This window comes from Halomonas sp. H10-9-1 (assembly GCF_040147005.1).
In the GTDB taxonomy this organism is placed as follows: domain Bacteria; phylum Pseudomonadota; class Gammaproteobacteria; order Pseudomonadales; family Halomonadaceae; genus Halomonas.
Map to the genome: position 1 here is coordinate 3342571 of NZ_JAMSHO010000001.1, position 20503 is coordinate 3363073.

The 20503-nt window shown below is 67.8% G+C and carries 15 protein-coding genes; 6 read left to right on the forward strand and 9 right to left on the reverse strand.

The genetic code is table 11. The features are described from left to right. Window positions 1–29 precede the first annotated feature (29 nt). Genes NFH66_RS15520 through NFH66_RS15535 form a run of 4 tightly spaced genes read left to right on the forward strand, consistent with a single transcriptional unit; the run spans window position 30 to window position 6735 of the window. A complete protein-coding gene (locus NFH66_RS15520) occupies window positions 30–1520 on the forward strand; it encodes a DUF3375 domain-containing protein (RefSeq protein WP_349611087.1) in 1491 nt (496 codons plus the stop codon). Further along, the gene (locus NFH66_RS15525) at window positions 1517–2122 is read left to right on the forward strand and encodes a DUF4194 domain-containing protein (protein WP_349611089.1); all 606 of its coding nucleotides are present in this window, start codon (window positions 1517–1519) and stop codon (window positions 2120–2122) included. Before NFH66_RS15520 ends, NFH66_RS15525 begins: the two co-directional genes overlap by 4 nt. A 1-nt stretch (window position 2123) precedes the next feature. Then, on the forward strand, window positions 2124–5507 hold the full coding sequence (locus NFH66_RS15530; protein ID WP_349611090.1) for an ATP-binding protein: 3384 nt from the start codon (window positions 2124–2126) through the stop codon (window positions 5505–5507). Between the two features lies 1 nt (window position 5508). Further along, the gene (locus NFH66_RS15535) at window positions 5509–6735 is read left to right on the forward strand and encodes a Wadjet anti-phage system protein JetD domain-containing protein (RefSeq protein ID WP_349611091.1); all 1227 of its coding nucleotides are present in this window, start codon (window positions 5509–5511) and stop codon (window positions 6733–6735) included. A 285-nt stretch (window positions 6736–7020) separates the two neighbouring features. Here NFH66_RS15535 and NFH66_RS15540 read toward each other — a convergent pair whose 3' ends face one another. The 9 genes from NFH66_RS15540 to glnA form a co-directional block, all read right to left on the reverse strand. After that, window positions 7021–8517, reverse strand: a complete 1497-nt coding sequence (locus NFH66_RS15540) for a tripartite tricarboxylate transporter permease (RefSeq protein ID WP_349611093.1) — start codon at window positions 8515–8517, stop codon at window positions 7021–7023. 7 nt (window positions 8518–8524) lie between these two features. Then, window positions 8525–8977, reverse strand: coding sequence for a tripartite tricarboxylate transporter TctB family protein (locus NFH66_RS15545; RefSeq protein ID WP_349611095.1), 453 nt, complete (start codon window positions 8975–8977; stop codon window positions 8525–8527). After that, on the reverse strand, window positions 8974–9969 hold the full coding sequence (locus NFH66_RS15550; protein ID WP_349611096.1) for a Bug family tripartite tricarboxylate transporter substrate binding protein: 996 nt from the start codon (window positions 9967–9969) through the stop codon (window positions 8974–8976). The genes NFH66_RS15545 and NFH66_RS15550 overlap by 4 nt, the downstream gene beginning before the upstream one ends. A gap of 92 nt (window positions 9970–10061) precedes the next feature. Next, window positions 10062–11270 (reverse strand): CaiB/BaiF CoA transferase family protein, encoded by a 1209-nt coding sequence (locus tag NFH66_RS15555; protein WP_349611097.1) that lies wholly within the window; start codon window positions 11268–11270, stop codon window positions 10062–10064. A 5-nt stretch (window positions 11271–11275) separates the two neighbouring features. Then, on the reverse strand, window positions 11276–12226 hold the full coding sequence (locus NFH66_RS15560) for a hydroxymethylglutaryl-CoA lyase (protein WP_349611099.1): 951 nt from the start codon (window positions 12224–12226) through the stop codon (window positions 11276–11278). Between the two features lie 171 nt (window positions 12227–12397). Beyond that, complete coding sequence (glnG, locus tag NFH66_RS15565; protein WP_349611101.1) at window positions 12398–13813, reverse strand: nitrogen regulation protein NR(I); 1416 nt, start codon at window positions 13811–13813, stop codon at window positions 12398–12400. Beyond that, window positions 13806–14852: a nitrogen regulation protein NR(II) gene (gene glnL / locus NFH66_RS15570; protein WP_349611756.1), complete on the reverse strand. Its 1047-nt coding sequence runs from the start codon at window positions 14850–14852 to the stop codon at window positions 13806–13808. The genes glnG and glnL overlap by 8 nt, the downstream gene beginning before the upstream one ends. Before the next feature lie 376 nt (window positions 14853–15228). After that, window positions 15229–15789 carry a DUF4124 domain-containing protein gene (locus NFH66_RS15575; protein WP_349611103.1) on the reverse strand — a complete coding sequence of 187 codons (561 nt, stop codon included), beginning with the start codon at window positions 15787–15789 and terminating at the stop codon, window positions 15229–15231. Between the two features lie 170 nt (window positions 15790–15959). Continuing rightward, window positions 15960–17366: a glutamate--ammonia ligase gene (gene glnA, locus NFH66_RS15580; RefSeq protein WP_349611105.1), complete on the reverse strand. Its 1407-nt coding sequence runs from the start codon at window positions 17364–17366 to the stop codon at window positions 15960–15962. 448 nt (window positions 17367–17814) lie between these two features. Here glnA and NFH66_RS15585 point away from each other — a divergent pair, with 448 nt between their 5' ends. Together NFH66_RS15585 and typA are read left to right on the forward strand one after the other, a co-directional pair. Further along, on the forward strand, window positions 17815–18357 hold the full coding sequence (locus tag NFH66_RS15585) for a hypothetical protein (protein ID WP_349611107.1): 543 nt from the start codon (window positions 17815–17817) through the stop codon (window positions 18355–18357). A 187-nt stretch (window positions 18358–18544) separates the two neighbouring features. Continuing rightward, window positions 18545–20395: a translational GTPase TypA gene (typA, locus tag NFH66_RS15590; protein WP_349611109.1), complete on the forward strand. Its 1851-nt coding sequence runs from the start codon at window positions 18545–18547 to the stop codon at window positions 20393–20395. The last annotated feature ends 108 nt before the right edge of the window (window positions 20396–20503 follow it).

Sequence of the window (20503 nt, forward strand, 5' to 3'; positions counted from 1 at the left end):
CTTGCCATCATCGACTTGGGCCACGGCACATGCCAGGTTATCCTGTGCCGATGATGCGCTACCTGGATTTCGACTACCTTCAGCAGCTGCGCCGCGGCCATCCGGCCTGGACGCTGCTGCGTGCCGAAAATGCACCGATGATCATCGGCTTCCTGCACCGTGCCTTCATCGCACCCAATGTGCGCAGCATCGCCGAGCCGCCGCTGGCCGCCCAGCTCGACGACTGGCTCCATCATCTGCGTCAGGAACTCGGCGAGGAGGCCTTCCCTCGCGAGGCCATGGCCTACCTCAACGAGTGGGCCGACGACCGGCACCGCTGGCTGCGCAAGTACTACCCTTCCGCGGGCGACGAACCGCACTTCGACCTTACCCCGGCCGCCGAGCAGGCCATGCACTGGCTTGCTGGTCTCGAGCAACGCCGGTTCATCGGCGCAGAATCGCGCCTCAAGCAGGTCTTCGATCTGCTGCGCGAGATCGACCGCGGTAGCGAAACCGACCCCGAAGCCCGCATCCGGGACCTGGAGCGGCGCCGCGATGCCATCGACGGCGAGATCGCCGAGATCCGCGCCGGGCGCCTCGACCTGATGGCGACGACGGCCCTGCGCGAGCGCTTCCTGCAGATGACCGACACCGCACGGGCACTGCTCGCCGACTTTCGCCAGGTCGAACAGAACTTCCGCAGCCTCGACCGCGAGGTGCGTGAGCGCATCGCCACCTGGGAAGGCAGCAAGGGCGAGCTGCTCGAAGAGGTCTTCGGCGATCACGATGCCATCCGCGACTCCGACCAGGGACGCAGCTTCCACGCCTTCTGGGAGTTCCTGATGTCGCCGGCTCGCCAGGAAGAGCTCACCGAGCTGCTGGAGCGTACCCTGAGCCTGGAGCCGGTCGCCGAACTGGCCCCCGACCCACGCCTGGTGCGCATCCACTATGACTGGCTGTCGGCCGGCGAAGTGGCTCAGCGCACCGTCGCCCGGCTCTCCGAGCAGCTACGACGCTACCTGGACGATCAGGGCTGGCTGGAGAACCGCCGCATCATGGACATCCTGCACAACATCGAACGCCACGCCCTGGCCCTGCGCGAGAACGCCCCCCAGGAGGAGGTGATGGCCCTCGACGAGCCGGTGCCCCGCCTCGAGCTGCCCATGGAGCGTCCGCTGTTCCGTCCGCCCGTCAAGCCGCGCATCACCGCCGCGCGCCTGGCCAGCGGCGACGACCGGGAGATCGCCGCCGAGGCGCTGTTCGACCAGCACCATGTGGACAAGGAGCGCCTGCGCGCCCGGGTGCGGCGCGCGCTGCAGACCCGCGACCAGGTCACCCTCGATGAGCTGCTGGCCAACGAGCCGCTCCAGAAGGGGCTCGCCGAACTGGTGGCCTGGCTGGCCATCGCCACCGAGGGCCGGCACGGGCTGCTCGACGAGGCCCATCCCCAAGAACTCGTCTGGCAGGACGACCAGGGGGGCTGGCGGCGCGCCCGCCTGCCGCGCGTCATCTTCACCCGTCAACCGGTGCCCACCCCATGAGCGACATGCCATCCGACTCGCCGACGCTCTCCAGCGAGCGGCACTTCTCGCTGACCCTGATCGCCCTGATGAAGGGCGTGCTCTATCAGGACCGCGATCCCGGCCAGTGGCAGGACCTACTCGACCACCAGGCGCGACTGCGCGATCACCTGGCCCCGATGGGGCTGTCGCTGATGCTCGACGAGGCCGAAGGTTACGCCTACCTGAGCCAGCGACCGGACGACGACGAAAACCCGCTGCCCCGCCTGGTGCGTCGCCAGCCGCTGAGCTACCCGGTCAGCCTGCTGCTGGCACTGCTGCGCAAGAAGCTTGCCGAGCAGGATGCCGGGGGAGACGAGCTGCGCCTGATCCTGTCCCGCGAGCAGATCCAGGAGATGCTCGCGCTGTTCCTCGCCGACACCAGCAACGAGGCACGCCTGCGCGACCGCCTCGACGGCCATATCAACAAGGTGGTGGAGCTGGGTTTCCTGCGTCGCCTGAAGGGCGATACGCAGCACTACGAGGTGCGCCGCCTGCTCAAGTCCTTCGTCGATGCCCAGTGGCTCGCCGAGTTCGAGCAGCGCCTGGCCGAATACCGTGAACATGCCGAGGAGGAGCGCTGACATGCAGCTCGGTGAACTCGACTTCGGCACGGCACCGGGGCGCGCCGGCTTTCGCCTGCAGCACCTGGAAGTCTACAACTGGGGGACCTTCCACCGGCGCGTGTGGCGACTGGACGCCGGCGGCGACAACGCCCTGCTAACCGGTGACATCGGCTCCGGCAAGTCCACCCTGGTCGACGCCATCACCACCCTGCTGGTGCCCGCCCAGCGCATCACCTACAACAAGGCAGCCGGCGCCGAGGCCAAGGAACGCAGCCTGCGCTCCTACGTGCTCGGCCACTACAAGAGCGAACGCGGCGAAGCGGGGCTCAGCGCCCGGTCTATCGGCCTGCGCGACCACAACAGTTACTCGGTGATCCTCGGCCACTTCTACAACGAGGGGTTCGACACCCACGTGACCCTGGCCCAGGTGTTCTGGATCACCGACACCCAGGGCCAGCCGGAGCGCTTCTACGTGGTGGCCGACCGTGAACTGGCCATTGCCGGCGACTTCGACGACTTCGGCAGCGACCTCAAGCAGCTGCGCAAGCGCCTGCGCGACACGCCCCATGTCGAGCTCCACGACAGCTTCCCGCCCTATGGGGCCGCCTTTCGCCGCCGCTTCGGCCTGGGTGCCACCAACAACCAGGCCATGGAGCTGTTCAACCAGACGGTGTCGATGAAATCGGTGGGCAATCTGACCGACTTCGTGCGCACCCATATGCTCGAGGCGCTGCCCATGGAGGAGCGCATCACCGGCCTGATCCGCCATTTCGACGACCTCGACCGCGCCCACGTCGCCGTGCTCGAGGCGCGGCGCAAGATCGAGGCGCTGGGCCCTCTGGTGGAGAACCTCGACCGGCATGAGGCCCTGGCGACACGGCAGGCCGAGCAGGTCGAAGACCGCGAGGCGCTGAAGAGCTACTTCTCCCACCACAAGGCCGCCCTGCTGGAACGCCGCCTGGAGCGCCTGGACGCGGACCTGGCGCGCCTGGCGACCCGGCTCGACGAGCTGACCGAACAGCGTCGCCGAGAGGCCAGCCAGCGTGACGACCTGCGCCAGGCGATTGCCGACAGCGGCGGCGACCGCCTGGCCCAGCTGGCCCGCGAGATCGAGGCGCTCGGCGAGACACGCGACCGTTGCCGCCGGCGCGCCGACCGCTACCGGGAGCTGGCCGAGGCGGTGGGCCTCGAGGTCGCCGCGGATGCCGAGGCCTTCCAGGCCAACGCCGCGGCCGTCGACCGGGCACTGGCGAGCCTGGACGACGACGAGAACGCCCTGACCGAGCAGCGTACCGAACATGAGCTGACGTTGCGCGGCCTGAAGGACCAGCATGATGCGCTCGACGCCGAGCTGGCCTCGCTGCGCGAACGCCGCTCCAACCTGCCAGCGCGCATGCTCGCCTTGCGCGAGCGGCTCTGTGTGGCCACCGGCCTGGAGGAAGGCACCCTGCCCTTCGCCGGCGAGCTGCTGCAGGTGCGCGAGGAGGCCCGCGACTGGGAAGGCGCCGCCGAACGGGTGTTGCACAACTTCGCCCTCTCGTTGCTGGTGCCCGACGCCCACTATGCCGAGGTCGCCGACTGGGTCGAGCGCACCCAGCTACGCGGCCGCCTGGTCTACTACCGGGTGCGCCGCACCCAGGCCGCCGCGCCCTCGCTGCATCCCGAGTCGCTGGTGCGCAAGCTGGCCATTCGCCCCGACAGCGACCACTACCCCTGGCTGGAGCAGGAGCTCGGCAAGCGCTTCGACTATGCGTGCTGCTGCGACCTCACCCAGTTCCGCCGCGAGCAGCGCGCCCTGACCCGCAACGGCCAGCTCAAGACCGGCGGTGAACGCCACGAGAAGGACGACCGCCACCGCCTCGACGACCGCACCCGCTATGTACTGGGCTGGAGCAACGAGGCCAAGATCGCCGCCCTGGAGGCCGAAGCCGGAACCCTGCAGCGGCGGATCCAGGCAAGCGCCGCCCGGGTGGCCGAGGTCCAGCGCGAGCAGCGCCGGCTCGGCCAGCGACGCGGCGACCTCAGCCACCTGCAGGGCTTCGAGGAGTTCCAGGAACTCGACTGGCGCACCCCGGCGGCACGGCTGGCCAGCCGCGAGGCAGAGCGCCGCAACCTGGAAGAGAGTTCCGACCGGCTCAGGACGCTGCAGGCCCAGCTGCAGGAGCTGGAGGCCGCCAGCGCAGCCACCGAGGCGGCCTGGGGCAAGGCCCAGAGCGAGCAGGGCAGCCTGAAGGCGCGGCGCGAGGCGGCCGACACCCAGCTCGCGGAAGCCCGTTCACTGGTCGAGAGCCTCGCTGCCGAGCGGCGCCAGGTCAGCTTCCCGCGCCTCGATGCCCAGCGCCCCCAGGCCCTGGGCGAGCACCAGCTCAGCATCGAATCCTGCGACAACCGCGAACGGGAAATGCGCGACTGGTTGCAGGCGGCCATCGACGCCTGCCAGAAGCAGCTCGACCGGCTGAGCGAGGCGATCGTCAAGGCCATGCAGCACATCCGTACCGAATGGCCCCAGGACACCGAGGAAGTGGACGCCAGCCTGGCCGCCGGCGACGACTATCGTGCGCTGCTGGCGGCCCTCCAGGCCGATGACCTGCCACGCTTCGAGGCGCGCTTCAAGCAGCTGCTCAACGAGAACACCATCAACGAGATCGCCGGCTTCCAGGCCTTCCTCAACCGCCAACGCGAGGACATCAGAGATCGCGTCGCCACCATCAACGCCTCGCTGCACGACATCGACTACAACCCGGGGCGCTATATCCGCCTGGTCGCCGAACCCAGCCCCGATGCCGAGGTCCGCGACTTCCGCCAGCAGCTGCGCGCCTGCACCGAGAGCACCCTGAGCGGCAGCGACGACGAGCAGTATTCCGAGGCAAAGTTCCTGCAGGTCAAGGCGATCATCGAACGCTTCCGCGGCCGCGAGGGCAGCAGCGAACTCGACAGGCGCTGGACCCGCAAGGTCACCGACGTGCGCCATCACTTCCTGTTCTCGGCCTCGGAGCGCTGGCGCGAGGACGACAGCGAGCACGAGCACTACTCGGATGCCGGCGGCAAGTCGGGCGGCCAGAAGGAGAAGCTCGCCTATACCGTGCTGGCCGCCAGCCTGGCCTACCAGTTCGGCCTGGAGTGGGGCGAGAGCCACTCGCGCTCGTTCCGCTTCGTGGTCATCGACGAGGCCTTCGGCCGCGGCTCCGACGAATCCGCCCGCTATGGGCTCGAGCTGTTCGCCCGGCTCAACCTGCAGCTGCTGATCGTCACCCCGCTGCAGAAGATCCACATCATCGAGCCCTATGTGGCCAGTGTGGGCTTCGTGCACAACGAGGAAGGCCGCCAGTCGATGCTGCGTAACCTGACCATCGAGGAGTACCGCGCGGAGAAGGCCGCCCGGGAACGGGTCGAGGTTCTGTGAGGTGAAGACGCAACCCCGCGCCTGGACCACGCCGGAGGAGATCCGCCGCCAGTTGCAGCGCCACTGGGACAGCGGCGCCATCCTCGCCGCTCGCCTGCCGGCCGACGGCGGCGAGCCGCTGTTTCCGCTGGCACTGCGCCTGCGCCGCCCCACGGCCCGGGACATCACCGAACGCTTCGCCGAGGTGGCCGCCTGGGTCCGGCGGCTGCGTAACGGCAGCCGCGATGCCCTGGGTCATGGCTACGTCATCGAGTTCCGCCGCCAGGGCAACCGGGTGCAGGGCAGCAACGAGCTACCCGCCGCACTGAGCGTTCCCGACGCCGAGGACGCCCTACGGCTGCTAGGCCGGCGGCGTGATGCCGAGCGCTTCGATGCACTGGCCGCGGAGATCCTCGCCCGCCAGCCGCGGCTGGCCCACTGGCTGCGCCGACGGCCCCTCAAGGTACTGGAGCACGAGGCAAGCTGGCCACGGCTGCTCGCCGTGCTCGAGCACTTCCAGCGCCACCCGCGGCCCGGCTGCTATCCGCGCCAGCTGGCGATTCCCGGCGTCGACACCAAGTTCATCGAGGCCCGGCGCGGCCTGCTCGCGACGCTGCTCGACGAGGTCCTGCCGGCCTCGGCCATCGACGCCGAGGCCAGCGGGGTGAGCGGCTTCAACCAGCGCTTCGGGCTGCGCAGCCCCTCGCCGCTGGTTCGTCTGCGCCTGCTCGACCCGGCCCTCCAGGTGCAGGGGCTGAGCGACTTGAGCCTCCCTGCCGAGCAGTTCGCCCGCTTTCGGCCGGCGGTGGAGCGCGTCTTTATCACCGAGAACCAGACCAACGGCCTGGCCTTTCCCGAGGTGCCCCGCTCGTTGGTGGTCTTCGGGCTGGGCTACGGTCTGGAGCACCTGGTTCGCATCCCCTGGCTCCGGGAGGTCGAGGTGCATTACTGGGGCGATATCGACACCCACGGCTTCGGTATCCTCGACCGGGTACGCGCCACGCTGCCCGAGGCCCGCTCGCTGTTGATGGACGAAGCCACGCTGATGGCCCACCGCCCGCTGTGGGGCGAGGAGCCCGCCGACAAGCGCCTTGGCCATACCCCCGGCCGGCTGACCGACGACGAACTCGCCCTGTTCACCGCCCTGCGCGACGATCGCCTGGGCGAGCGGGTGCGACTCGAACAGGAGCGCATCGATTTCGACTGGCTCCGGCAAAGGCTCCCCGGTGCTTGCCGAACGACCGACTAATGACTCAATTTGGAGCAGCCCAGTCGGATCAATGGGGACTCCATGAAATACTCCGATAACCTCAAGCCGATCAGCTACCTCAAGGCTCATGCCGCCGAGATCTCCCGCTCGCGCAACAAGTTGCGCGAGCCGATGGTGATCACACAGAACGGCGAGGCACGGCGGGTCGTGCAAGACCTCAAGAGGCCTCGGTCTTCGGGGGGCTCCGCGAGCTTTACGATTTCATCGCCGAGGAGTCGCCCGAGGCGGCGGCTCGGCTGCTGGGGTAAGCCGGCCCCGCAGCCACTATGGCCGCTGGCGCCGCATCAGCCAGTGGAACAGCAAGCCCCCTACCAACAGGGCGATGGCGAACAGGTAGATCCCCACCGAGATACCACTGTTCCAGATGATGCTCCAGTCGCCCCCGGAGATCGACATGGCGCGGCGCAGGTTGTACTCCATCTGGCCGCCCAGCAGCAGCCCCAGCACCACCGGCACCGTGGGAATCTCCAGCTTGCGCAGCACATAGCCCAGCACGCCGAAGGCCAGCATCAGGTAGAGGTCGAAGGCGCTGTTGCCGAGTGAGTAGACGCCGACGAAGGCGATCATGACCACCATCGGCATCAAGAACCAGCCAGGCGCCCGCAGCACACGGGCGAACAGCCCCACCAGCGGAATATTGAGCGCCAGCAGCATCAGGTTGCCGATGAATAGCGCTGCCACCAGCCCCCACACCAGCTCTGGCTGATTCGTGAACAGCAGCGGGCCCGGGGTGATGTTCATCGACAGCAGCAGCGCCAACAGGATCGCCGTGGTGCCGCTGCCGGGAATGCCCAGCGATAGCATGGGGATCAGCGCCCCCCCGGCGGCGGCGTTGTTGCCCGCCTCGGGGGCGGCCACCCCGCGCGGGTCGCCGTTGCCGAAATCGCCGCGCGCGCCCGCCCAGCGCCGCTCCAGGGTGTAGGCAAGGAAGCTGCCCAGCGCCGCGCCCGCCCCCGGCAGCACGCCGGCGATAAACCCCAGCACCGAGCCGCGACCGATGCTGCCGCGGCAGTGCCAGGCGGTGCGCACCCCGGGCATGGCCGAGCCCAGCTGCATGGTGGGCTTGCGCCCCTGGTGGGAGTCCTCGAGGAACACCAGGCACTCGGAGATGGCGAACAGCCCGACCAGCGCCACGATGAAGTCGATGCCATCGTAGAGCTCGTACCAGCCGAAGGTATAACGGGGCACGCTGCTGACCGCGTCGATGCCCACGGTCCCCAGCAGCAGTCCCAGGCAGGCGGCCAGGAAGCTCTTGGCCAGGTGCCCGCCGGTCACTCCGCCGATGGTGGCGAAGGCCAGCACGAACAGCGCGAAGTACTCGGCCGGGCCGAAGCGAATGGCGAAGCTCACCAGCACCGGGGCAAACAGCACCAGTCCGATCGTGGCCACCAGGGCGCCAATGAAGGACGCCACACCGGTCAGCCCCAGCGCCTCACCGCCGCGCCCCTGCCGGGCCATGGGGAAGCCGTCCAGGGTGGTCATCATCGCCGGCTCGTCGCCGGGGATATTGAGCAGGATGGAGCTGATGCGGCCGCCGTACATGCAGCCGTAGTAGACGCTGACCAGCAGGATCAGCGCAGCCGTGGCCGAGAGGCTGAAGTTGAAGGTCAGCGGAATCATCAGCGCCACCCCGTTGACCGGCCCCAGCCCCGGCAACGCGCCGATCAGCGTGCCCAGGGCACAGCCCACCAGGGCCAGCACCAGGTGCTGCGGCTCGAGCGCCACGGCAAAGCCCTGGGCGAGAAAGGCGAGGAGTTCCATGGCAGCGTTACCAGTCCAGGCCGGGCATGTCAGGCAGCGGCATGCCCAGGGCGAATTCGAAGAGCAGGTAGAGACCCAGGGTCAGCAGCAGTCCGAACGGCAGCGCCTGTCGCCAGCCAGCGCCGAACAGCCGAATCATCAGGGTCACCGTCAGCAGCGCGGTGGGCAGGAAGCCCAGCGGCTGGATCAGCCCCGCATAGGCCATCAGCAGCGCCAGCAGGCAGAGCTGACGGACCAGCGCCGCCCGCTCGGGCCAGCGCTGATTTATTCCCGGTCGCACGATCAGATAGAGCGACAGCAGCCCCAGGGGCACGCTGACCAGGCGCGGGAAGGCGCCCGGCCCTATCGTCTGGCCGAAGCCGCTGGTGAAGCCGTGAGACAGCCACCAGGCGACGACCGCCACCACCAGCAGTACCGCACCGGCGAGGCGATCGCCTATCGTGCCTGCTCGTTCACTCACTCGATGACCCCGATCTCACGGGAGATGCTCTCCACCTGATCGATGGACTCCCGCACGAAGTCGCCGAACGCCTCGCCGCCGCGCCACAGCGGCACCAGGCCGTTCTGCTCGGCCACCCCCTTCCACTCGTCGCTATCGAACAGCACCTTGAGATCGGCCACCATGGCGGCGTAGTCCTCATCCGAGACCTCGCCACCGGTGTAGAAGCCACGCCAGTTGTAGCCGGTCACGTCGTAGCCCTGGCCGGTGGCGGTGGGCAGGTCGTCGAAGGGCGCGGGCAGCGGCTCCTCGGAGAGCACCGCCAGCACCCGCACGTCGCCGGACTCGATGAAGCCGGCGATCTCGCCCAGGTCGGTGGAGACCACGTCGACGTGACCGCCCATCATCTGGGTCACGGCCGGGCCGCCGCCGTCGAACTGCACCCAGCGCAGGCGGCCGATCTGGTCGTCCGGCATGCCCGCCTCCCGGGCCAGCATCAGCGCGCGGATATGGTCCCAGCCGCCGGCGCCGCTGGAGCCGGCGACGGCCAGCGCGCCCGGGTCCTCGACCATGGTGGTCATCAGTTGCTCGAGGTTCTCGTACTCGCTCTCGTCATCGACCAGGATCACGCCCACGTCGGTGCCCAGCATGGCCAGCCAGCGCATGGTGTCGGCGCCGCCGGGGTACTTGCCCTGGGCGATCTGGGTCACGCCCACCGTGCTGGTCGCAACGACCAGGTCGCTGTCGTCGGCGCGATTGCTCTCGACGTTGGCGAAGGCCACCGCCCCCACCCCGCCCGGCATGTTGGTGACCTGCACCGGGCTATCCACCAATTCGAGCTCCAGCAGCAACTTGCCCACCGAGCGACAGGTGAAGTCCCAGCCGCCGCCAGGATCGGCCGGCGCGATGCATTCGTTGATCGGCAGCGCCTGGGCGGGCGCGCTCACCACCACGCTGGCCCCCATCAGGGTCGCGGCGGCAAGGCTGAAGACTCCCTTGGTGACTGATTGCATTGGCATGTTCCTCCGGATTGTTATTGTGGCGAACCTGGTGGGCTCGCCTGGGGTGCACTGCCTGCCGGGATGGCGGCGAGTAAAGCGTAGGCTCAGATCACTCGGCGCGCTCGCAGCGCCGCTCGCTCATCGCCCTCGATGCCAAGCTCCGCCAGCAGCTCATCGCTGTGCTCGCCGAGCCGCGGCACCGGGTAGTAGAGCATGGGCGGCGCCTCGCGCATCTTCACCGGAAAGCCGGTGACCGGCACCCGCCCCGAGACCTGGGTCAGCTCCAGGCACATCTCCTGCGCCTGCACCTGGGGGTCGGCGAAGGTCTCGCGCAGGTCGTGGACGCGACCGCAGGGCACCCCGGCGCGATTGAAGTGCTCGATCCACTCGTCGACCCGGCGCGTCACGGTGATGGCGTTGAGGATCTCGCGCAGCGCTTCGCGGTTGGCCATGCGCCGGGGGTTATCGGCGAAGCGCTCGTCGTCGAGCAGGGGCAGCATGTCCAGTGCGCCGAGGAAGCGCTCGACCATGGTGTCGTTGCTGGGGGCGATGGCCACCTCGCCGTCGCTGGCGGTAAACAGGCCGTAGGGGTAGAGCATCGGGTGGTCGTTGCCGGTGCGGGCGGGCACCCGGTCGGTGGCGAAGTACTCCGCCGCCAGGTACCCCATCATGGCGATCAGGCCGTTGGTCAGCGCCGTCTCGACGATATCGCCCTGCCCGGTGGCGGCGCGCCGCACCAGGGCCGCGCAGATACCGAAGGCCAGGTTCTGGCTGGCCACCATGTCGCTGATCGGCGGCGCGGCGCGCATCGGCTCGCCGTCGGCGCTGCCGTTGACGCCCATGAAACCGCTCATGGCCTGGGCGATGAAGTCGTAGGCGGGACGGTCGCGATAGGGCCCGGTGGAGCCGAAGCCGTTGATACGGCCCACCACCAGGTGCGGGTAGCGCTCACGCAGGGTGTCGTCGTCGAGCCCCATCTTGGCCAACACCCCGGGCCGGAAGTTCTCCACCAGCACGTCGGCGCCCTCGAGCAGGCGATGGAGGATGCGCTTGCCCTCATCACTGCGCAGGTCGAGGGTCAGCGAGCGCTTGTTGCGGTTGAACTGGGCGAAGTACCAGCTCTCGCCGTTGACCATATTGCCCTGATGGCGCACCACGTCGCCCTTGCCGGGCGGCTCGACCTTGATCACATCGGCGCCATGGTCGCCAAGGATCTGGGTGCAGAAGGGGCCCGAGATCACCCGGGTCAGGTCGATCACCCGCACCCCGGAGAGCGAGCCCGCGGCGTTCACGGAAGCAGAAGACGTCGTCATTGGCATCACCCCTGGGCGGTCGGTACGGCGTCGCAGGCGCTCAGCGCCAGGCGCGGGCCGGCCTGGGAAACCTGGGCCGGCAGGCGCCGCCCCATCAGCTCGCTGGCCCGGCGGGCGGCGACGATCAGGCCCTCCAGGTCGAGGCCGGTCTCCAGGCCCATCTCCTCGAGCAGGTAGGCCAGGTCCTCGGTGGCGATATTGCCCGAGGCCCCCGGCGCGAAGGGGCAGCCGCCGAGCCCGCCGATGGAGCTCTCGTAGCGGTCCACGCCCAGCGCCAGCCCCTGCATCACGTTGGCCAGGCCGATGCCGCGGGTGTTGTGGAAGTGCAGCGTCAGCGGCAGCTCGGGCACCGCCTCGCGCAGGCGCGTCACGCGCTCGGTGACCAGCGGCGGCGTCGCCATGCCGGTGGTATCGCCCAGCGACAGGTGCGTCGCTCCCAGGTCGGCGAAGCGGCGAGCGATCTCGACCACCGATTCGACCGGCACGTCGCCCGAGAAGGGACAACCGAAGGCGGTGGCAATGGCCCCCCTGAGCGCCACGCCACTCCCTTCGAGACGACGCGCGATCTGCTCGAACCCTTCCAGGGACTCGGCCACGCTGCGGTTAACGTTCTTGGCGTTGTGGCGCTCCGAGGCGGACACGAACAGCACCATCGAGTCGACGCCCGCCTCCAGGGCACGCTCGGCGCCGCGCAGGTTGGGCACCAGGGCCGACAGGTGCAGCCCCGGCACCTCGCGCAGCGCGGCAACCATCTCGGCGGCATCGGCCAGCGCCGGCACCGCCCGCGGACTGACGAAGGAGCTGACCTCGAACTCGCGCACGCCGGCCACGACCAGCGCGCGGGCCAGGGACAGCTTGTGCTCGGTGCTCAGCACCAGTGGCTCGTTCTGGAGGCCATCGCGCAGCCCCACCTCGGTGATATGGACGCGCTGGGGCAGCGAAGCGGGTGCGGTCATGGGTGCCCTGCTTGAATGAAAGGTTGCTTATGGACGCTAAGCCACCGCCATGCCGGCCAACAATCCGCCTTTCGTCCTATGCCACACCTCCCTGGAGAGCGCCCGCCGGTGTGGCGCAGGGCGGTCTCGATCAGGATGCGCTCGTGAGTTCTGGAGAGCGGCACCGCCTCCTCACTCCCCCTCGGCCAACGCCGGCAGTAGGATCTTGAGCTTTCGCGTCAATGTATTGCGCCCCCAGCCCAGCAGCTCGGCGGCCTCGCCCTTGCGCCCGCCGGTGTGGCGCAGGGCGGTCTCGATCAGGATGCGCTCGAGGTCCGGCACGGCCTCCTCCAGCAGGTGGATATGCCCCGCCGCCAGGGCGCGGTCGGCCCAGTCGCGGAAGGCCACCCGCCAGTCGCCGCCGGTGAGCAGCCCCTCGTCGCTCTCCTGACGCAGCTCCAGCGGCAGGTCCTCGACGAGAACCTCGCGCCCCGAGGCCATCACCGTCAGCCAGCGGCAGGCATTCTCCAGCTGGCGCACGTTGCCAGGCCAGGGCAGCCGGGTCAGGTGTCGCTCCGCCTCCGGGGTGAGCACCTTGACCTCGGTGGCGAGCTCCTTGGCCGCCTCGGCCAGGAAGTGGCGCGTCAGCCGCGGGATATCCTCGCGCCGCTCGGCGAGCCTGGGCAGGTGTACGCGAATCACGTTGAGGCGGTGGAAGAGGTCCTCGCGGAAGCGACCATCCTTGACCAGCCGCTCCAGGTCCTGATGGGTGGCGGCGATGATCCGCACGTCCACCTTCACCGGCGTGTGGCCGCCCACCCGGTAGAACTCGCCATCGGCCAGCACCCGCAGCAAGCGGGTCTGGGTCTCCGCCGGCATGTCGCCGATCTCATCGAGGAACAGGGTACCGCCGTTGGCCTGCTCGAAGCGCCCCTGACGGCTTGTCGTAGCGCCGGTGAAGGCGCCCTTCTCGTGGCCGAACAGCTCCGACTCGATCAGGTCCCTGGGAATCGCCGCCATGTTCAGCGCGATGAAAGGCTTGTTGGCCCGCGGGCTGTGCTGGTGCAGGGCCCGGGCGACTCGCTCCTTGCCGGTGCCCGACTCACCGTTGATCAACACCGTGATATGCGAGTGGGAGAGGCGGCCGATGGCGCGGAACACCTCCTGCATGGCCGGCGCCTCACCGATGATCTCGGCACCCAGCCCCTCGGGCACGCTGATCGGCCTGCGACGCTCCCGGGCGTGGGCCACCGCGCGGCGCACCAGGGTCAGCGCCTCGTCGACGTCGAAGGGCTTGGGCAGGTACTCGAAGGCGCCCCCCTGGTAGGACGCCACGGCGCTATCCAGGTCGGAGTGGGCGGTCATCACGATCACCGGCAGCTCCGGATGGGCCTCGCGCACCCTAGCCATCAGGTCGAGGCCGTCGATGCCCGGCATGCGGATATCGGTGACCAGCACGTCGGGCGGGTCGGCCAGCAGCCGTTCGAGGGCGGTGTCGGCGCGCTCGATGCACTCCACCTCGAGGTCGGGCTGGGCCAGGGCGCGCTCCAGCACCCAGCGAATGGCACGATCGTCGTCGACGACCGCCACGCGTGCAACGTCAGTCATGGCGCGTCTCCAGAGGAATCAGCAGTCGGAATTCGGTATGGCCCGGCACAGAGTCGCACTCGATCAACCCCTGGTGCTGGTGCAGGATGCCCTGGGCGATGGAGAGCCCCAGGCCGCTGCCGTTGGCGCGTCCCGAGACCATGGGGTAGAAAAGCGTCTCCTGCAGCGCCTCGGGGATGCCCGGGCCGTTGTCGAGGAGCGCCACCTCGCACACCAGGCGGTGGCGCTCGGCGCCCAGGGTGAACTGGCGCCGCGCCCGGGTACGCAGCACCAGGCGCGGCTCGGGCGTGGCCGCCTCGTGCATCGCCTCCACGGCGTTACGCGCCACATTGAGCACCGCCTGGATCAGCTGCGCCTCGTCGCCGGCGAGGTCCGGCAGGCTGGGGTCGTAGTCACGCTCGATGCGCACCCCGGGGTGCTCGGCGAGCACCAGGGTGCGCACCCGCTCCAGCACCTTGTGGACATTGAGCGGCTGTTGGCGCGTCACCCGGTTGGGGCCCAGCATGGAATCCACCAGGTCGCGCAGGCGATCCACCTCCTCGATGATGATGCGGGTGAATTCGCGATGCTCCGGGTTCTCCAGGTCGCGCTCCAGCAGCTGGGCCGCGCCGCGGATGCCGCCCAGCGGGTTCTTGACCTCGTGGGCCAGGCCCCGGGTCAGCACCTTGACGGTCTCCTGCCGAGTCATCAGCGCCTCTTCTCGGGAGATGCGAATCAGCCGGTCGCGGGGCTCCACCTCCAGCAGCAATTCATCATGGGAGAGCGGAGTGGCGGTATAGTCCACGGTCAGCGGCTCACCGCCCAGCATCATCAGGCGCGCCTCGCGGCGGGTGAAGGGATGGCAGGCCTCCAGCGCCTTGGTAAGTACCGCGGCCATTCCGTCTTCCTGTTCCATCAGCGTGCGCAGTGCCACCCCCTGCACGCGGCCCAGGCTCACCGAGAGCAACGCCTCGGCGGCGGGATTCATCCACGCCACCCTGAGCTCGCCATCCAGCAGCAGCACGGCGGTGGAGAGGTGTTCCATCAGGCGTTGGTACATCGAAGCAGCCATATCGGGTCCGGGTATACTTGCTCTGGAGAGGGAAGCTGCAAGAAACGGGCCAGGACGCCGAAGCCCATGACAGCACGCCCTGCAACGTATGACGGTGCAATACATGCACCAAAATAGTGCATAAGGGAGACACCTGCACCATCTCCGGACTCGAACCGGATCAAGGCGCCGGACGCGTTTGCCGTTCGGCCCGGCGGCGCTGCACCGGCTCATCCTCGGGCAGGCGTCGAGAGGGAGCGTCAGACGGAGGCGGCTGGTAGGGCGGATACTCGGAATGAGGAGGCCAGTGCCCGCCATGTGGTGGGCGACAGGGCCTGGGGCTGCCGTCCGGGCACCACGGCCAGGGTGCCCAGCGAGGGGGAAGCTAACCGGCTGGCTGGCGATTCACGTTGGCACGCAGCACATAGATGGTCACCGGCGAGGTGCGATGGCGCACCTCGCCGCCGGCATCCAGCAGCTCGGCCTGCAGCACATGCTCCCCGGGGTTCATGTTGGGCACCATGAAGGCCGTGGTATGCATCGCCGACTGGCTGACCCGGCCATCCACCAGCAGCCTGACGCGATGGTCCTCGCGCAGGCCGGGTTCGACCCCCAGGTCCACGGCGATGTTGCCGGCCGCCCCCACCGGGAAGGCCTGTTCGTGGGTCGGCGAGACGATGCGAAAGCTGTCGTAGGGCATGAACGGCTGGCCCGGCGAGGCCGCCGCCGGGGCACTCTCGAGGCGCGGCGCGGCCTGACCGGTGCGCACCTCGCCACTGGACGGCACTACCGTGACCGGCGCCAGCTCCACCTGCTCGCCACCACGGTCGGGGTTGTCGGTGAACACCACGTTGCCCTGGGCATCCGTGGTGCGGTAGATATTCTGCGCCTCGGCGGCCACGCCGAAGGTCATGACCAGCACCAACGTCAGCACTGCCTTGTTCATGGAGAGCCCCCTGCTTGTCGGCTGCGCGAGCCTGGATGGTTCCGCAGCACCACTCTGCGTTGGATATAGTGTAGAGAAGAAAGGGGTTCCGCCGGTAGCGGAACCCCTTTTCTGGTTCAACGAGTGCTGGTTCAACGTGACGCGCCGCCCCGCCGGGGCGACGACGATCATCAGCAGCTGTAGTACATGTCGAACTCGACCGGATGCGTGGCCATGCGCAGGCGGTCCACGTCTTCCATCTTCAGCTCGATGTAGGCGTCGATCATGTCATCGGTGAACACGCCACCCTCGGTCAGGAAGGCACGATCCTTGTCCAGTGCCTCCAGGGCCTGGTCGAGGCTATGCGCCACGGTCGGCACCTTCTTGCCCTCTTCCGGCGGCAGGTCATAGAGGTTCTTGTCCATGGCATCGCCGGGGTGGATCTTGTTCTTGATGCCGTCGATGCCGGCCATCAGCATCGCCGCGAAGCACAGGTAGGGGTTGGCGGTCGGGTCGGGGAAACGCAGCTCGACGCGCTTGCCCTTGGGGCTCGCGGTGTAGGGGATACGGATGGAGGCCGAACGGTTGCGAGCCGAGTAGGCCAGCATCACCGGCGCCTCGAAGCCCGGCACCAGACGCTTGTAGGAGTTGGTGGAGGCGTTGGCGAAGGCGTTCAGGGCACGCGCGTGCTTGATGATGCCGCCAATATAGTAGATGGCCATCTCGGAGAGGCCCGCGTACTCATCGCCCGCAAACTGGTTGGCGCCCTCTTTCCAGAAGGACTGGTGCACGTGCATGCCGCTGCCGTTGTCGCCCACCACCGGCTTGGGCATGAAGGTAGCGGTCTTGCCGTAGGCGTGAGCCACGTTGTGGATCACGTACTTCATCTCCTGGACCTCGTCGGCCTTCTTGACCAGGGTGTTGAACTTGACCCCGATCTCATTCTGGCCGGCGTTGGCCACCTCATGGTGGTGTACTTCGACGCTCTGGCCGATCGCCTCCAGGGTGTTGCACATGGCGCCGCGCATATCATGGAAGCTGTCCACCGGAGGCACCGGGAAGTAGCCCCCCTTGACCCGCGGCCGGTGGGCCAGGTTGCCGCCCTCGACCTGGCGATCGGTGGCCCAGGCCCCCTCCTCGGAGGTGATCCGGTACATCGCGCCTTCGGGATCCGCCTTCCAGTGCACTTCGTCGAAGATGAAGAACTCCGGCTCCGGACCGAAGAAGGCGGTGTCGCCCAGGCCGGTGGACTGCAGGTAGGCCTCGGCACGCTTGGCGATCGAGCGCGGATCACGCTCATAGCCCTGCATGGTGGCCGGCTCGATAACGTCGCAACGCAGCACCAGGGTCGAGTCTTCGGTGAAGGGGTCGAGGAAGGCGGTGCCATCTTCGGGGCGCAGGATCATGTCGGACTCGTTGATCCCCTTCCAGCCAGACATCGAAGAACCGTCGAACATCTGCCCATTCTCGAAAAACTCCTCATCCACTTCCCGGGCGGGAATGGTGACATGCTGCTCCTTGCCGATGGTATCGGTGAAGCGCAGGTCGACCCACTTGACGTCATGTTCTTCGATCAGGGCGAGCGTCTTGGCAGACATGGTGTCCTCCGGTTGAGCATGGCTCGATGGTTGAGGTGATTCAGGCATCACGATGCTGGAACCCCAGCAAGCTGTTGTAGCACGCGGCAGGCACGCTGCCCACGACGGCCCGGCATTCCAGGCGCTGGCCATAACAATGCAGGCAGCGTGCCAATCTTGCACCCATTGCCCGCACAACTTCTTTAACTCATTGAATAACTAGTATTTTACCAAAAATATCGGCTGCACCCCAATGAAGCAGTGACTCGGCGCAGGAGTTGGCTCGAGGAAAGCCGCACCATAGTGGTGCAAAGGCCGAATGCCACGCACCATCGGGCACCACCCGGTCACCCTAAATAAGCCTTTGATACATTCAATAACCTCGTACTACACTTTATTACAAACCTGCTCGCCGGTCGCGACTCTGGCCGCCATCAGGAACCTTCTCTGCTTGGCCCCCGGAGTTCACATGGCCTTTACATCCGGCACTCTATTGATCGATGCCCGCAGTGCCGGTGCCAGGCTGCCCCGTGAGCTGGCGCTGGCGGCATCGCTCGTCGCCGACCAGGCCTTCGAACTGATCGTGGTCGACGATACCCGCGACCCACGCGTCGCCGCCATCGCCCGCCGCCATGGGGCCCGCCACCTGCGCCTGCCCGGTACCCTCCTGGGCGAGAGGCTCGCCACTGCCATCCCGAAAACCACCGGGGCGGTGCTGATGTTTCCCGTGCTTGGCTGTCTCACCGCCACCCGTACCCTGATCCAGCTGGCACGACGTGTCGGCGCCGGCGAGGTCGACGCCGTCGTCCTGCCCAGCAGCACCCCGGGCCTGTTCACCCGCCTGCTCGGGCGCAGAAAGCCCGATACCGCGGCCGGCATCTGCCTGGCCCGCCACTGGTACGAACGCATCGGCGGCTGCGACCCTGGCCTCGACCACGATGCGCTCGCCGACCTGCTGGAGCGCCTGCGCCACTGCGGGGCTCACCTGGAGCATGCCAGCCCGCCTCGATGAGCGAGCGAAGGCGCACCACGCCGAAGCCGTGACGGCGAAGCACCGACGACTCCCCTGTTGGGTCGGCGAACTTGCTACTCCTGGGCGCCGGTAGTCTGTACAATGCGCGTCCCACACCCCTGCCCCGCGCCTAGGGTACTTACCAGAACGTGTACATAGGTGCGTCCATATCAGCGAGTCACACCTTATGAGCGCGACCGTAAGTCCTTCAAATATCGAAAGTCTTAGAAACATTGCGATTATCGCCCACGTTGACCACGGCAAGACCACCCTGGTCGACAAGCTTCTCCAGCAATCCGGCACCCTCGATCGCAAGGCCGAGGGACAAGAGCGCGTCATGGACTCCAACGACCAGGAGAGGGAACGCGGCATCACCATCCTGGCCAAGAACACCGCGATCCGCTGGCAGTCACCGGACGGCCAGGCCTATCACATCAACATCGTCGACACCCCCGGACACGCCGACTTCGGTGGCGAGGTCGAGCGCGTCATGTCCATGGTCGACTCGGTACTGCTGTTGGTCGATGCGGTCGACGGCCCCATGCCGCAGACCCGCTTCGTGACCCAGAAGGCCTTCGACCAGGGCCTCAAGCCGATCGTGGTGGTCAACAAGATCGACCGTCCCGGCGCCCGCCCCGACTGGGTGATCGACCAGATCTTCGACCTGTTCGACAACCTTGGCGCCTCCGACGAGCAGCTCGACTTCCCGATCATCTACTGCTCGGCGCTCAACGGCATCGCCGGCCCCGACCCCGACGAGCTGGCCGAGGACATGACCCCCATGTTCCAGTCCATCGTCGACATCGTGGAACCGCCCAAGGTCGAGATCGACGGCCCCCTCCAGATGCAGATCTCGGCACTGGACTACTCCAGCTACGTCGGCGTCATCGGCCTGGGTCGCATCACCCGCGGCTCGGTCAAGCCCAACCAGCAGGTCGTGGTGGTCAGCAAGGAAGGCAAGGAGCGCCGCGGCAAGGTCGGCCAGGTGATGACCCACCTGGGCCTGGAGCGCGTGCAGACCGATGAAGCCACCGCTGGCGACATCGTCTGCATCACCGGCATCGACGCCCTGGCGATCTCCGACACCCTGTGCGACCCGGCCGCCGTCGAGGCACTGCCGCCGCTCTCCGTGGACGAGCCCACCGTCTCCATGACCTTCCAGGTCAACGACTCGCCCTTCGCCGGCAAGGACGGCAAGTTCGTCACCAGCCGCAATATCAAGGATCGCCTCGACCAGGAGCTGATCCACAACGTGGCGCTGCGCGTCGAGCAGGGCGACAGCCCCGAGAAGTTCATCGTCTCCGGCCGCGGCGAGCTGCATCTCTCGGTGCTGATCGAGACCATGCGCCGCGAGGGCTTCGAGCTCGCCGTGGGCCGCCCCGAGGTGATCATCCGCGAGATCGACGGCGAGAAGCAGGAGCCGTACGAAGAGGTGATCATCGACTGCGAGGAGCAGCACCAGGGCGCCATCATGGAGGAGCTCGGCTACCGCAAGGGCGAGCTCAAGAACATGAACCCCGACGGCAAGGGCCGGGTGCGCCTGGACTTCATCATCCCCGCGCGCGGGCTGATCGGCTTCCGCGGCCAGTTCATGACCCTGACCTCCGGCACCGGCATCCTCACCAGCCGCTTCGACCACTACGGCCCGCTCAAGCCCGACGCCGCCATCGAGCGTCGCAACGGCGTGCTGGTCTCCATGGTGCCCGGCAAGGCGCTGGCCTATGCCCTCTACGCCCTGCAGGAGCGCGGCAAGCTGATCATCGACCACGGCACCGAGGTCTACGAGGGCATGCTGGTAGGCATCAACAACCGCGCCAACGACATGGTGGTCAACCCCACCAAGGGCAAGAAGCTCGACAACATGCGCGCCTCGGGCAACGACGAGAACATCGTGCTGACTCCCCCGGTCCGGTTCAGTCTCGAGCAGGCCATCGAGTTCCTCGATGGCGACGAGCTGGTGGAGATTACCCCCAACCATATCCGCCTGCGCAAGAAGCACCTCACCGAGAACGAGCGCAAGCGCGCCAGCAAGCAGTAAGTGCAGCCGTATCGCCCTGCCAAGCCCGCCATCCGGCGGGCTTTTTCATGGCCGCTCGCCGACTGTTCAGCGCATTACGCAGATGGCACCACCCCTCAAGGCTGTTCC

Excerpts from the sequence above, each read along its gene's own strand:
- NFH66_RS15520 (WP_349611087.1), top strand. The coding sequence starts at position 30 with ATGCCAGGTTATCCTGTGCCGATGATGCGCTACCTGGATTTCGACTAC.
- NFH66_RS15525 (WP_349611089.1), top strand. The coding sequence starts at position 1,517 with ATGAGCGACATGCCATCCGACTCGCCGACGCTCTCCAGCGAGCGGCAC.
- NFH66_RS15530 (WP_349611090.1), top strand. The coding sequence starts at position 2,124 with ATGCAGCTCGGTGAACTCGACTTCGGCACGGCACCGGGGCGCGCCGGC.
- NFH66_RS15540 (WP_349611093.1), bottom strand. The coding sequence starts at position 8,517 with ATGGAACTCCTCGCCTTTCTCGCCCAGGGCTTTGCCGTGGCGCTCGAG.
- NFH66_RS15550 (WP_349611096.1), bottom strand. The coding sequence starts at position 9,969 with ATGCAATCAGTCACCAAGGGAGTCTTCAGCCTTGCCGCCGCGACCCTG.
- NFH66_RS15555 (WP_349611097.1), bottom strand. The coding sequence starts at position 11,270 with ATGACGACGTCTTCTGCTTCCGTGAACGCCGCGGGCTCGCTCTCCGGG.
- NFH66_RS15560 (WP_349611099.1), bottom strand. The coding sequence starts at position 12,226 with ATGACCGCACCCGCTTCGCTGCCCCAGCGCGTCCATATCACCGAGGTG.
- glnG (WP_349611101.1), bottom strand. The coding sequence starts at position 13,813 with ATGACTGACGTTGCACGCGTGGCGGTCGTCGACGACGATCGTGCCATT.
- glnL (WP_349611756.1), bottom strand. The coding sequence starts at position 14,852 with ATGTACCAACGCCTGATGGAACACCTCTCCACCGCCGTGCTGCTGCTG.
- NFH66_RS15575 (WP_349611103.1), bottom strand. The coding sequence starts at position 15,789 with ATGAACAAGGCAGTGCTGACGTTGGTGCTGGTCATGACCTTCGGCGTG.
- glnA (WP_349611105.1), bottom strand. The coding sequence starts at position 17,366 with ATGTCTGCCAAGACGCTCGCCCTGATCGAAGAACATGACGTCAAGTGG.
- NFH66_RS15585 (WP_349611107.1), top strand. The coding sequence starts at position 17,815 with ATGGCCTTTACATCCGGCACTCTATTGATCGATGCCCGCAGTGCCGGT.
- typA (WP_349611109.1), top strand. The coding sequence starts at position 18,545 with ATGAGCGCGACCGTAAGTCCTTCAAATATCGAAAGTCTTAGAAACATT.